At 72.1% G+C, this 12,972-nt stretch carries 10 protein-coding genes; 5 read left to right on the forward strand and 5 right to left on the reverse strand.

What is annotated here, in order from left to right; genetic code table 11:
• Positions 1-18: 18 nt before the first annotated feature.
• Positions 19-1,227: an ABC transporter substrate-binding protein gene (locus B207_RS0129725; protein WP_063820987.1), complete on the reverse strand. Its 1,209-nt coding sequence runs from the start codon at positions 1,225-1,227 to the stop codon at positions 19-21.
• A gap of 98 nt (positions 1,228-1,325) precedes the next feature.
• Positions 1,326-2,114 (reverse strand): hypothetical protein, encoded by a 789-nt coding sequence (locus tag B207_RS0129730; protein WP_018640341.1) that lies wholly within the window; start codon positions 2,112-2,114, stop codon positions 1,326-1,328.
• Positions 2,115-2,223: 109 nt separating this feature from the next.
• Between B207_RS0129730 and coaE the strand changes: the two genes are divergently transcribed.
• Both coaE and B207_RS0129740 read left to right on the forward strand, forming a co-directional pair.
• The gene (gene coaE / locus B207_RS0129735; protein ID WP_035743004.1) at positions 2,224-2,865 is read left to right on the forward strand and encodes a dephospho-CoA kinase; all 642 of its coding nucleotides are present in this window, start codon (positions 2,224-2,226) and stop codon (positions 2,863-2,865) included.
• A 41-nt stretch (positions 2,866-2,906) separates the two neighbouring features.
• Entirely contained in the window at positions 2,907-3,650 is a 744-nt protein-coding gene (locus tag B207_RS0129740) for a class I SAM-dependent methyltransferase (RefSeq protein ID WP_018640343.1), read from the forward strand.
• Between the two features lie 53 nt (positions 3,651-3,703).
• On the opposite strand, the gene uvrB is transcribed toward B207_RS0129740, so the two are convergent.
• Together uvrB and B207_RS40900 are read right to left on the reverse strand one after the other, a co-directional pair.
• Positions 3,704-5,830, reverse strand: coding sequence for an excinuclease ABC subunit UvrB (uvrB, locus tag B207_RS0129745; protein WP_018640344.1), 2,127 nt, complete (start codon positions 5,828-5,830; stop codon positions 3,704-3,706).
• Between the two features lie 47 nt (positions 5,831-5,877).
• On the reverse strand, positions 5,878-7,674 hold the full coding sequence (locus B207_RS40900) for a PucR family transcriptional regulator (protein WP_018640345.1): 1,797 nt from the start codon (positions 7,672-7,674) through the stop codon (positions 5,878-5,880).
• A 316-nt stretch (positions 7,675-7,990) separates the two neighbouring features.
• Here B207_RS40900 and B207_RS0129755 point away from each other — a divergent pair, with 316 nt between their 5' ends.
• The 3 genes from B207_RS0129755 (at position 7,991) to B207_RS36330 (ending at position 11,925) form a co-directional block, all read left to right on the forward strand.
• Complete coding sequence (locus B207_RS0129755; protein ID WP_018640346.1) at positions 7,991-9,247, forward strand: zinc metalloprotease; 1,257 nt, start codon at positions 7,991-7,993, stop codon at positions 9,245-9,247.
• A 230-nt stretch (positions 9,248-9,477) separates the two neighbouring features.
• Positions 9,478-10,584 carry a TerC family protein gene (locus tag B207_RS0129760; RefSeq protein ID WP_018640347.1) on the forward strand — a complete coding sequence of 369 codons (1,107 nt, stop codon included), beginning with the start codon at positions 9,478-9,480 and terminating at the stop codon, positions 10,582-10,584.
• A 258-nt stretch (positions 10,585-10,842) separates the two neighbouring features.
• On the forward strand, positions 10,843-11,925 hold the full coding sequence (locus tag B207_RS36330; protein WP_051102718.1) for a glycosyltransferase family 2 protein: 1,083 nt from the start codon (positions 10,843-10,845) through the stop codon (positions 11,923-11,925).
• Between the two features lie 89 nt (positions 11,926-12,014).
• On the opposite strand, the gene B207_RS0129770 is transcribed toward B207_RS36330, so the two are convergent.
• Positions 12,015-12,683 (reverse strand): MBL fold metallo-hydrolase, encoded by a 669-nt coding sequence (locus tag B207_RS0129770; RefSeq protein ID WP_018640349.1) that lies wholly within the window; start codon positions 12,681-12,683, stop codon positions 12,015-12,017.
• Between the last annotated feature and the right edge of the window lie 289 nt (positions 12,684-12,972).

Consider the following 12,972-nt stretch of genomic DNA (forward strand, 5'->3'; position numbering starts at 1 on the left):
TTCTTTGTGTCCCCCTCGTCACTGCATCGCTGCGGTGCCCTCGCACGTCGGACCCGGTGAGAACACGTCAAAGCCCACTCCGGCCCAGGATGCCCGGACGAAGTCGACGCACAGGTCCGCCCACCCCCGCCCGACGGTGAAGTCGATCTTCCGGGCCAGCAGGCCGCCCGCGTCGTAGTCGGTGACCGCGCCCAGCCCGCGGACGAAGCCGGCTCGGCTCGGGCAGCCCTGCTGGGTCCGCAGGCCGCGGACGAACAGGTCGGCGCTGATCCAGCCGTTCATGGCGCTCTGCAGGCGCGGCTCGGCGAGCTGAGGGGCATACCGGGACATCGCCGACAGGTACGCCTGGTGCGCGGGCAGATCGCGCTCGAACGCGGTGAAGGGCACGCCGGCGTAGGTGCCGGCCAGTGCCTGCCGGAGCCCGGGCGGCAGCCGGCTCATGTCGTAGCCGAACGGGGACAGCGCGACGGTGAACGGCCGGCCCAGCTCGGCGGCGGTGATCAGGACCCCGGTGTAGGCGTCCAGCGGGGTGGCCGCGATCAGTGTGTCCGCACCGGCCGCCAGGATCCGCGAGCCGACCCGCTCCGCGGACAGGCTGTCGACCGCGGACTCGAAGACCACGGGGACACCCGCGGCCTCCAGGCTCGACCGGGCACTCGCGGCGAAGAACCGGGAGGCCTGGTCGGACCCGGTCACCAGCAGCGCCGCCCGGGTGCCGCCCTGGGAACCGACGAACCGGCCCAGCGCGCTCGACGCGCCCGCGCCCGCGGCGACCGAGCCGGCGGCGAACATGTTCGGGTGCTCGCCCCACAGCGGCTGGTCGGCCACCCCCAGCACGGGAACGCCCTGCTCGCCGAGCCACGGCGCCGACCGCTCGGAGACCATCGTGCCCTCGAGCACCGCGAACGCTCCGTCGGCGACGAGATCCTTCGCCGCCCGCAGGTTCACGCCGGGACTGGACTCGTCGTCGCGCCAGACCGTCCCGATCAGGCGGCCGCCGACGCCACCGCCCGCGTTCTCCTGGGCGAGCCGTGCCTCCACACCGGACCGGAATCCGGTGTACTGCGCCGCCATCGGCCCGCTGTCCGGGAACAGGACGCCGACCGTCACGCGATTGTCGGTGACACCCGGGGCGCAGCCGCGCGCGGCCTGCGCGGTGCCGTCGCGGGCGGAACCGCCGGCGGCACAGGCGCCCACCAGCGCCACGAGCACTCCGGTGACCGTCATCAGGGCTGCACCGACAAACCGCGTCCGAAACACCAGGTGAGCCACCTCTCCGAGTCCGGCGCACGGTGGCGGCGGAGTTCCTGGGCGTTCACAACCGTTTACGCCCAGTCCGGTGGGTTGACCCGCACAGAAGATTCGGATTTACCTGACTGCAATATTTTCTGTGGTGTTTCGCTGTCTTGTATGGAGCTATCGTCAGCCGTTTGTGAATACTGAGAACACTGCCGCGGATCGCGGGCCTGGCGGGCGGCCCGCACCCGCCGGGCAGCCCTCACCCGGCGGGCGGCGAGCAGCGTGGCGGCCTGCAGCGCGGCGAGGCCGATCGCGCCGAGCATCAGCATGCTGGCGTGTTCGTCGAGCCAGCGGACCACCTCGCGTGTCCAGGGCGCCAGACTGCTCCCGGCCGCCAGGTAGAGCGCGGACGACAGCGCCGAGCCGGGAATCAGGAACCGCAGGAACCGTCGCATCGGCACCGCCCCGGCACCCAGTGCCGCGTCCACCGCCAGATTGGTGTTCACGAGGCAGAACCACAGCAGCCCCCGCTGTGCCGACCGCCGCGCCAGCGCGGCGACCAGCCGGCTGGTACCGACCCGCCGCAGCAGCAGCGACCGGACGTTGTAGCGCGCGAGGCCGAAGTAGCCGACATCCAGCAGGGCCCGGAACACCGTGGCGACCAGCAGCGCCGGGACGAAGGCGACCTGGCCGCCGACCAGCACCAGCACGGAGATGGTCGGCCGCAGCGCGATGAGCAGCAGCGGCGCGGACGCCGCGAGCGAGGGCAGGAACACCAGGCCCGTCACCCCGGCGCCCAACAGGCCCCCGGTGAGCATCGTCGGCCACAACCGGGCCAGCACCGACCGGCGCGCGCCGGAACGGGTGGCCTCCACCCGTTCAGTCTGCCCGCCCGATCAGCACCGTCGAGCGCACCGGCGGGGCCGGGTGTGTGAACCCGGGGAGCTCCTGCGGCGGCGCCCTGGCACACTCTGGCTCGTGCTGATGGTGGGACTTACGGGCGGAATCGGGTCGGGCAAGAGCGCGGTGTCGGAATGTCTGGTGCGGCATGGCGCCCATCTCGTGGACGCGGACCGCATCGCCCGCGAGGTTGTCGAGCCCGGCAGCAGCGGGCTGGCCGCCGTGGCGGAGGCGTTCGGGCCGGACGTGCTCACCCCGGACGGATCGCTCGACCGGGAGGCGCTGGGCCGGGTGGTCTTCGCCGACGAGAAGAGCCGCCGCCGCCTGGAGGCGATCACACACCCGTTGATCCGGGCGGAGATGGCCCGGCGGATCGCCGCCGCGCCGGCCGACGCCGTCGTCATCCACGACGTTCCCCTGCTCGTCGAGTCGAGCCGGCGCCCCGGCTACGACCTGATCGTGGTCGTCGAGACGCCGCGGGAGCTCCGCCTCGAGCGGCTGGCCCGGCGCGGCCTCCCCGCGGACCAGGCCGAGGCCCGGATGGCAGCCCAGGCCACCGACGAACAGCGCCGGGCGGTCGCCGACATCCTCGTCGACAACAGCGGCACGCTCGACGACCTGCAGGCCCGGGTGGCGGAGGTCTGGCAGGAGCTGCTCCGCCGCCGCGACACCGCCGGTGGCACAGCCGCCGGTGGCACGGCCACGGGTTCACAGCCCGGGGCCTGAGCCTTTTCGGCGGGCCCGGTCGGTCCGCCTACTGTCAGACCATGGCCTGGGAATGGGACGCGGAGACCTACGACACCCTTGCGCTGCCGCACGAACTGTGGGGCCGGCGCACCGTCGCCCGGCTCTCCCTGACCGGCGGGGAGACGGTCGTGGACGCCGGCTGCGGCACCGGTCGGGACACCACCGCGTTGCTGGACGCGCTGCCCCGGGGGCGGGTGGTCGCCGTGGACGCCTCGGCCTCCATGCTGGAGCGGCTCCGCGCACGGCTGCCCGACGCGGGGGAGCGCCTGACCGTGGTCGCCGCCGACCTGCGCGACCCGCTGCCCATCACCGAACCGGTGGACGCCGTGATGAGCGTGGCGGCGCTGCACTGGATCGACGACCACCGGCGGGTGTTCGGCAACCTCGCTGCGGTGCTGCGGCCCGGGGGGCGGCTGTCGGTCGACTGCGGGGGCCAGGGCAACATCGCCACCGTCGAGGCGGTGCTGCGTCAGATCCTCGGTGACCTTCCGGACGTCTGGACGTTCGCCGGCCCGGCCGCGACCCGCGAACACCTCGAAGCCGCCGGCTTCGTCGACGTCGACGCACGCCTGCGCCCGGACAGGGCGTACTTCGCCGAACCCGCGGCACTGCACGACTACCTGGAGACCGTCGTGCTCGGAGCACACCTGGCCCGGCTGGGACAGGACGAGCGGGCGGCACTCGTCCACGAGGTGGCGCGGCGCCTGCCCGAGCCCGCCATCGACTATGTCCGCCTCGAGGTGAGTGCTCGCCGCGCCGGCTGACCCTGACGCCGGGCGGGCCTGTCGCCGCCGGGGGCAGCGCGGGGCCGGGACGGTCAGGCGATGCCCGCAGCGTCCATCCCGCGCAGCTCCTTCTTCAGTTCGTTGATCTCGTCGCGGAGGCGGGCCGCGAGCTCGAACTGCAGCTCCTTGGCCGCCTCGTGCATCTGGTCGTCGAGCTGGCGGATGAGCTGGGCCAGTTCCTGACGGGGCATGCCGGCGAGTTCGGCGGCGTACCGGCCGACCGCATCGCCCGCCTTCGACTTCATGCCGGGGACAGGTGCCTTCCCGCGGGACTGGGCCCGGCCACCACCGCCGATCATCTCCGCGCCCGCGGTCTCACGCACCATGTCGTCGAGGATGTCGACGACCTTCTTGCGCAGCGGCTGGGGGTCGATCCCGCGCTCGGTGTTGTAGGCGATCTGCTTCTCGCGGCGCCGGTTCGTCTCCTCGATCGCGTGGCGCATCGACGGGGTCACCTTGTCGGCATACATGTGGACCTGGCCGGAGACGTTGCGGGCGGCCCGCCCGATGGTCTGGATCAGGGACTTGTCCGAGCGCAGGAAGCCCTCCTTGTCCGCGTCGAGGATCGCGACCAGTGAGACCTCGGGCAGGTCGAGACCCTCGCGGAGCAGGTTGATCCCGATCAGGACGTCGAACTCGCCGCGGCGCAGATCGGTCAGCAGCTCGACCCGGCGCAGCGTGTCGACCTCACTGTGCAGGTAGCGGACCCGGATGCCGAGCTCCAGCAGATAGTCGGTGAGATCCTCGGACATCTTCTTGGTCAGCGTCGTCACGAGGATCCGCTCGTCCCGCTCGGCCCGGACCCGGATCTCGTGCACGAGATCGTCGATCTGACCCCTGGTCGGCTTGAGGATGACCTCCGGGTCGAGCAGGCCCGTCGGACGGATGATCTGCTCCACGGTGCCGTTGCCACGCCCCAGCTCGTACGGGCCCGGAGTGGCTGACAGGTACACCGTCTGCCCGATCCGCTCCAGGAACTCCTCCCAGCGCAGCGGGCGGTTGTCGACCGCGCTCGGCAGCCGGAAGCCGTGGTCGACCAGGTTCCGCTTGCGTGACATGTCGCCCTCGTACATCCCGCCGATCTGCGGGACGGTGACATGCGACTCGTCGATGACCAGGAGGAAGTCGTCGGGGAAGTAGTCCAGCAGCGTGTGCGGCGCCGTTCCGGCCGCCCGGCCGTCGATGTGCCGGGAGTAGTTCTCGATGCCGGAGCAGAAGCCGACCTGGCGCATCATCTCGATGTCGTAGGTGGTCCGCATCCGCAGCCGCTGGGCCTCCAGCAGCCTGCTCTGACCCTCCAGCTCGGCGAGCCGCCCGGTGAGCTCCGCCTCGATGCCGGTGATCGCCCGCTCCATGCGCTCGGGCCCGGCGACGTAGTGGGTGGCGGGGAAGACGAAGACCTCCTCCACCTCCCGCACGACGTCGCCGGTGAGCGGGTGCAGGTAGGTGAGGCGCTCGACCTCGTCACCGAACATCTCGATGCGGATCGCGAGCTCCTCGTAGACCGGGAACACCTCGACCGTGTCGCCCCGCACCCGGAACGTTCCCCGGGTGAAGGCGAGGTCGTTCCGGGTGTACTGGACGTCGACGAGACGGCGCAGCAGCTGCTCGTGCTCGAACTCGTCGCCCACCCGCAGGCGGACCATCCGGTCGACGTACTCCTGCGGCGTGCCCAGGCCGTAGATGCAGCTCACACTTGCCACGACGACCACATCGCGCCGGGTGAGCAGGCTCATCGTCGCCGAGTGGCGCAGCCGCTCGACCTCCTCGTTGATCGAGGAGTCCTTCTCGATGTAGGTGTCGGTCTGCGCGATGTACGCCTCGGGCTGGTAGTAGTCGTAGTACGACACGAAGTACTCGACGGCGTTGTTCGGCAGCAGCTCCCGGAACTCGTTCGCGAGCTGGGCCGCCAGCGTCTTGTTCGGCGCCATGACGAGCGTCGGGCGTTGCAGGCGCTCCACCAGCCACGCCGTCGTCGCCGACTTGCCGGTGCCCGTCGCGCCGAGGAGCACGACGTCCTTCTCACCGGCCCGCACCCGACGGGCCAGCTCGTCGATCGCCGCCGGCTGGTCACCGGACGGCTCGAAATCCGAGACGACCTGGAACGGCGCCGTCGAACGTTGGATGTTCGTCGTGGGGCGTTCGAACGTTGTGCTCACGAAATCCAGAACACCACAGACCTCCGACAGTTTCCCGCCGGCACCCGTCAGCGCGGCCCTCGCTCCCAGCCGAGCAGCCGCGCGCCGAGTACGGCGGTCTGGAGCACGTAGCGGTCCGTGGGGGAGGTCGGGTCGTGCCGTGTCAACGTGTGGATCCGGTCCAGCCGGTAGGTCAACGCCCGCACCGACAGGTGCAGCCGCCGGGCGGCGGCGAGGGCCACCCCGCCGGTCGCGAAGTAGGCGTCGAGGGTCTCGATCAGGGGTCCCGCGCCGCCCCGCGCCGAGCGCAGTGGGCTGAGGACCGTCTCGACCAGCTCCTCCAGCGGCTCCCGGTCACGCAGCAGCACCTTGTAGATCAGCAGGTCGTCGGCGTGGAGCACCTGGCCGTCCATGCGCATGCGCCCGGCGAGCTCGACAGCGTTGCGGGCCTCCTCGTACCCGATCCGGACGCCGGCCACGCCGCTGCGGGCCCGGCTGACTCCGAGCCGCCACACGAGCTCCGGCTCGGCCCCGAGCCGCCGGGTGATGGCTCTGACCGTGGTCGTTGGCATGGCACCGGTCGGGGCGAAGGCGGGTAGTGGGGCGAACCCGACGTCGCCGGGCCCGGGCGGGTCCATCCGGCGCCGCCCGCGCGGAGCCGGGGCCCGCGGCGCAGGCCGGTCCGGTGCCACCCGCTCGGCGCCGGGATGTTCGGGGCCCCCGTCCGCCCGGCTCCGGCCCGGAGCCGCCCCAGGCTCCGGCCCCGGATCCAGGCCCGGCTCCGGGGCTGGATCCCGGGACGGTTGCCCGCCCTCCGCGACCGCGCCGGGGCCGGCTCCTTGGCCGTCCGGGGCGAGAGGCAGCGTCAGGTCGGTCTCCTGTGGCACGACGCAGACGAGCAGCCCGTCCTTGGTCGCGACCAGTGGCTCGGTGGCGCAGTGCTCGCGCAGTGACTCCTCCACCGCCCGGACGACGGCGCGGCCATCCAGGAACCGTCTGCTCCCCGACGCGACGAGCACGACGTGGGGCGCCTCCAGCCGCAGGCCGAACGCGACGGCCCGCTCCAGCAACGGTCCCAGCTCGGACGTTCCGGTCAGCAGGTCGTCGACCAGCTCACGTCGCATCGCCTCCTCGGAGCGGGCGCGGGCCGTCCGGGCCCGCTCGTAGCCCTCGCAGACCGCCGCGACCGTGTCGTCGCTGGCCCGCAGCACCGCGGACGCCGCCGCGCGGGTCCGCGAGACGGCCCCGACAGTGATACCGCCGATCGCCTCCCGCAGATGTGTGCCGGCCGGCGGGGGCCCGTCGACGCCTGCCGTCTGCCGCCCGGCCGCCGAACCGCCGGAGCCGCTGCCGCTGCCGGTGTCGGCATCGGCGTCGAGACCGGGACCGGGACCGGCGTCAGAACCGGCGCCCGAGTCAGGGGCGCTGCCGGAACCCGATCCCCAGGCGGCTGCCGAGCCCGGGTCCGAGTCGGGGGGTGGCCGCCGGTCGAGTGACGCCGGCAGGGCCCGGCCCAGATCGCGTGCCGCCCGGTCTGCCTGCCGAACCGTGGGCAGTGACGGCCAGACCCGCCAGGTCGCGGACAGATACAGATCGACGAGCGCGGGCAGCGAGGCGCCGGACTCGGCCGCGGCCTGACCGAGGGCGCGGAACCGGTCGAGTTCGGCCCGTGACAGGCGCCGGCCGCTGTCCGCTGCGGAGGCGAGCACGTCCAGATAGTCGCCGAGCAGACCGGCATGGAGCCGGGCATCGGCCGCGGCCAGCACCGCCGCCCGGGGGAGCCGGGTCAGGCTCGTCCCGGGCAGTCCGGCGGACTGTTCCTCGTGCTGGATCGGCCATCCGGGCCGTCGGTCCGTGTTGGTCATTGATCGTCGCACCTCCCCCGTTCGGCTGCCGAGTATCGGCAAGGAAATCGTAGACAAAGTCGCGGAGTCCGGACGGTGTCTGCCGGGACGGCGAAGGGCAGGCTGAGCGTTGAGCCTGGTGAGGGCAGTGGACGTGCCCGGGTGAGGTGTTCCGCGGGAGTGGATCGGCCCGCCTCGTCGCCGTCGGTCCGCCCTCCGGGACGCCCGCGGGCCGGCCCTGTGGCCAGGCTCGCCCGCTGCCCGCCCCCCGGATCCCTGCAGGCGAACCAGCCCGGACGGAAGTGAAGACGTGAGAGGGAAAGGATCTACCCGCGACATGTCCACGAAGACCGACCCGCGCGGCGCCCGGCGCCTGCCGATCATGGTGCGCCCGGGTCTTTTCGTGTCCGTAGCGGTCGTGACCGTCGTACTCGCCGTGCTCACCCTGCCGGCCACGGTTCCCGACCGGCCGGGTTTCGCCTACTTCAGCGGCGGCGTGATCGGTGCCGGCATTCTCGTCGGGATCCTCCTGGGCGCGGATCTCGCCCGGGCCGCGGCCGCGCGCCGGGCGGGGGTGAAAGTCACCGGGATCACGGTCGGCGCGTTCGGGAGCCGGCTGGGCCTGGCTTCTGCCGGGCGTGACGCCGGCGGAGGCCTGCGGGCCGAGGGCGTCGGTGTGGCTGACGGCGCCGCGACGCGCGACCCGCTGACTCCCGCGTCGGGAGATGCTGTCGCGGACGGCGCCATCGCCCGTGCGGGCCTGGCCGTGACAGCTCTCGCCGGGATGATCCTGGTGGCCGCGGGTGCGCTCGCTCCCGGCGGCACGCTGGAACTGCTGGGCGAGGTCGCGCTGTGGGTCGGCACGTTCGCCCTGCTCATCACCGTCATCGACCTGTTGCCCGCACCGCGCAGCGCTGGTGGTCGGATGCTCGCGGCACGGGTCATGCGGCGTACCGGTGACGAGGCCGCCGCGGCCCGGGCGGTGGCGCGGGCAGGAGTCGTCACCGGCTGGACTCTGATCGTCGTCGGGGTCGTGGCCTCCTTCCTGATCGGGCTGGTGGGCCTGTGGGCGGTGCTCCTCGGCTGGCTGGCGCTGGGCAGCTCCCGACTGGCGCAGGCCCAGCAGAAGGCCGCCACCGCGCTCGACGGGGTGTTCGTGCGGGACGTGATGGTCCCCGCCCCGTCGGTGCTTCCGGCCTGGAAGACCGTCGCCGCCGCGCTTGACGAGATCGCGTTGCCGTCGGGCCGCTCGCTCTTCGCGGTCCGTGACTTCGCCGGCCCGCTTCTCGGCGTGGCGCGGCTGCATGATCTGACCCAGGTTCCCGCCGACGACCGGAACCTGGCCCGGGTCACCCGGGTCACCATCCCGATGGACCATGTCGCCACCGCCCGGCCGGATGAGCCGTTGGCGAGCGTGACATCCCGCCTTGCCACGCGACCGGCCGCCGGGGCGATCGTGGTTGTGGCGCCCGGTGCGGACGGCACGCCCGAGATGGTCGGCACGGTGGGCCCGGGTGAGATCGCCAAGGCGCTCGGCACTGCCCCACTACGCGGGCGTGTGGTCTCTTCCGTTGGCTTTGGTCGGCGCCGCTGACCCGACTTCTCCCGCGTTTCGCCGCGACCACAGTCCCTGCCTCGAGGCGCCATCCGGGCCGGAAGGCCCACTTGCTCCTGCTCTGGCCGGCTGCCGGCAACGGCGCCCGGCCGGCCAGGGCCACACCTTCTTCCCGGGCACCACTGGGCGCTGTCTCCCGCTCCACCCACGGCACCCAGGCGTGACCGCTGCCGAGATCATCATGAAAAGCCCCGTTCGGAGGATATTCCGTGGATGTACCAGCCTGGGCCTGGGTCGCCTTCCTGGGCGGCCTGCTCCTGCTTCTGACCATCGACCTGCTGGCCCATCGCAAGGCCCACGTCATCGGCTTCCGGGAAGCCGCCTGGTGGAGCGTCGGATGGGTGTCGCTCGGCGTCGGATTCGCATTCGTGATCTGGGCCTGGCAGGGGCCGGGAGCGGCCGGTGAGTACACGGCGGCGTATCTGCTGGAGAAGAGCCTCTCCGTTGACAACCTGTTCGTCTTCGCGCTGATCTTCTCGTACTTCAAGGTTCCACGCGAATACCAGCACCGGGTGCTTTTCTACGGCGTTCTGGGTGCCCTCGTCCTGCGTTTCCTGTTCATTGCGGCCGGCATCGCGCTGCTGGACAACTTCCACTTCGTCATCTATCTGTTCGGCGCCTTCCTTCTTTACACCGCGTTCAAGATGGTCCGGGACGACGGTGTCGACCTGGACCCGGGGGACAGCAGGGCGGTCAAGCTGCTGCGCAAGGTGATCCCGGTGACGGACGAGTACCAGGGGCAGCACTTCGTCCTGCGGCGCGCGGGCAAGTTGGTGGCCACCCCGCTGCTCGCCGTCCTGGTCGCGGTCGAGACCGCGGACGTCCTGTTCGCCTTCGACTCGGTGCCGGCGGCGCTGGGCGTGACGAACGAGACCTTCCTCGTCTACACCGCGAACGCGCTGGCGATCCTGGGCCTTCGGTCACTGTTCTTCCTGCTTTCCGGGCTGATGGAGAAGTTCCACCACCTTGCCACCGGTCTGGCCGTCATTCTCGCGTTCATCGGCGTCAAGATGCTGCTCACCGACGTCTGGCACATGCCGATCTGGCTGTCCCTGATGGTTATCGCGGTCGTCCTGACCGGTGCGATCGTGTGGTCGCTGGCGACGGCGCCGCCCGCGGAGGGCGACGGTGACAGCGGACCCGGCGGACCGGCGGCCGGATCCGCGGCCTCCGCCGAAACGGCCGCCGTGGCTGGAGCCGGCCCGGTGGCCGGGGCACCCGCCGCCGGAACGGGCATCCCGCAGGGCGAGCCCGGCCCGACTGGCGGCGAGCGCAGGGAGAGCGATGTGACGCCCGTCGGCGACCAGCGTCACTGAGTATCCGGATGACGGGGCGGGCGGGCCGGGGGCCGCCCGCCCCGTCTGCATTCCGTCCGGAAACGGGCGCCGGGGAACAGGTAACGTGCGGGGACGGGCATGTACCGGCGGTGAGTGGTCCAATGATTTATACGAACTAGTCACTGGGCGACGCGCCGATTGTCCTGTGGGTGACAGCGAGACGGGCACGTTAGTGTTTCGGCACCGCCGGGATCGTCCGAGCACCCGGAATCCCTCCCTCTTCGTTCAAGGCGGACTATGCACACCTTTTTGGCAGTGGTTGTCTCCTATGGTGGGTCGCCCCAGTTGGCCTGTCTCCTCGCGACATTGTCCGGTATTTCCGGATCCCGGGTGTCGCTGGTCGAGAACTTGACCGGCACGGTGCACGACGACCTGCCCGCCGGGGTCCGACTGTTCGAAGGGCATGGGAACGTCGGCTACGGCACGGCGGTGAACATCGCCGTGCGTGGCTCGCTGGCGAGCGGTGAGGCGCAGCCGGCGCCGGGCGAACCGGTTCCCGAGTGGATCCTCGTCGTCAACAGCGACATCACGGTGTCGGCCGAGGCCTGCGCGACTCTGCCTGACCTGCTGGCGTCCGTGCCGGAGGGCGCCGACGCGGTGGGATTCCCGCTGCGCGGCGAGCGTGGTCTGCCCGGCCGGGGAACAGCGGTCCTGCCGAACGTCCGCACGAACACGTACACGGCGGTGCGTGGCGAGGCAGCCGCGGTCGCCCGCTGGCCGGACCTCCGTTACCCGGTGGGCGCCTTCTTCGCCATCCGGACGGCCAGTTTCCTCCGTCTGGGCGGATTCGACCCGTCCTACTGGATGTACTACGAGGAGACCGACCTGTTCGCGCGGCTGCACGCGGCCGGTGGCCGGGTGTACTGGGCCGACGACCGGTGCCAGGTGTCCCATGTGGGCGGGGGGACGGTCGGCCGGGCCGGCCTGATGTACGCCGAGCTCGGCCGTTCCGCGGCGATCTACGCGCGGCGCCATCGGGCTGCGCTGGGGCGGAGCTGGCTCGCCGTCCACTCCGGCCAGCTGATCGTCCTCACCCTGCGCAAGCTTGTCGCCGGTCGGCGACATGAGGCCCTGCGCGCCGGGCGCATCCTGGGCGGCCTTGTCGCCGGTCTGCTCCAACCGCACCGGGAGCCGGCCACGCGGTCACGGTGGTGCGCGGTCCCGGCCCAGGCGCGTCGGGACCTGGGCCGGATCGACGTGGCCGTGCTGGGAGCGGACGTCCGCGCGCGGCTGCCACTGCCGCGGTCGACGGTGCCGGTGGCAGCCCGGTCGGACCCTTCGGCGCCGCCGGCGTCATCGTGGGCGACTGCGGACCGCTGACCCCGGGGGCCCCGGGGCCCCACCGGGGCCATGGCCGACAGGACCCGGCGAGGCCCGCGGTGCTGCCGTCGTTCCCGGCCCGCCGAGGTCTACCAGCCGCGGGCGCGCCACTCGGCCAGGTGCGGCCGCTCGGCGCCGAGCGTTGTGTCCTTTCCGTGGCCCGGGTAGATCCAGGTCCCGTCCGGGAGGGGCCCGAAGACCTTGGCCTCCAGGTCGTCCATGAGGGTGGTGAAGGCAGCCGCGTCGCCGAAGGTGTTGCCGGGGCCACCGGGGAAGAGACAGTCGCCGGTGAACAGGTGTGGAGCGCCGCTGTCCCGGCCATACAGCAGCGCGACCGATCCCGGTGTGTGCCCGACCATGTGCACGACCCGCAGCGTGACCTCACCGACGTGCACCTCGTCGCCGTCCACGACCGGATCGGTGGTCGGGACGGGGATGGCGGGAACGTCGAGCGGATGGGCGACGGTCCGCGCACCGGTCGCGGCCACGACCTCCTCCAGCGCCTGGATGTGGTCTCCGTGTCGGTGCGTCGTCACCACGGTGCTCAGACCGGCGTCGCCGACGAGGCGCAGCAGCGTTCCCGTCTCGTTCGCCGCGTCGACGAGGAGCTGTTCGCCGGTGGCCGCACAGCGCAGGAGGTAGCAGTTGTTGTCGAACGGGCCCACCGCCACCTTGGTGATCGTGAGGTCCGGTAGCTCGCGGACGTCCGCGGGCCCGCCGACGGTGACGTCACCCGTGTAGCCGGCGCCGATGTTCATTCCGCTTCTCCTCGGTCTGTGCGTCGCCTGTTCCGGCGGATCGGGGCGGTGATCTGCAGGGTCGAGCAGGGGCGCGGGGCGCCGGGGCCGTCACGGCCGCCGCCCCGGCACCCCCGGGTGGCCGGGCGTGTGCGGGCCTGCCCGGCCGCACCATTCTCGACCGTGTGTCCGCGCGTGTCTGCGTCCCGGGCATTCGGGGCGGGCCGCGCTCGCCGGGGCGGGGCCTCCGGAAGGGTTGTGGGCTGCGTTGTTGCCGTCCGGGAGCGGGGGCACGGCTGTTACGGGCCGT

Source organism: Parafrankia elaeagni, from assembly GCF_000374165.1.
In the GTDB taxonomy this organism is placed as follows: Bacteria; Actinomycetota; Actinomycetes; order Frankiales; family Frankiaceae; genus Parafrankia; species Parafrankia elaeagni.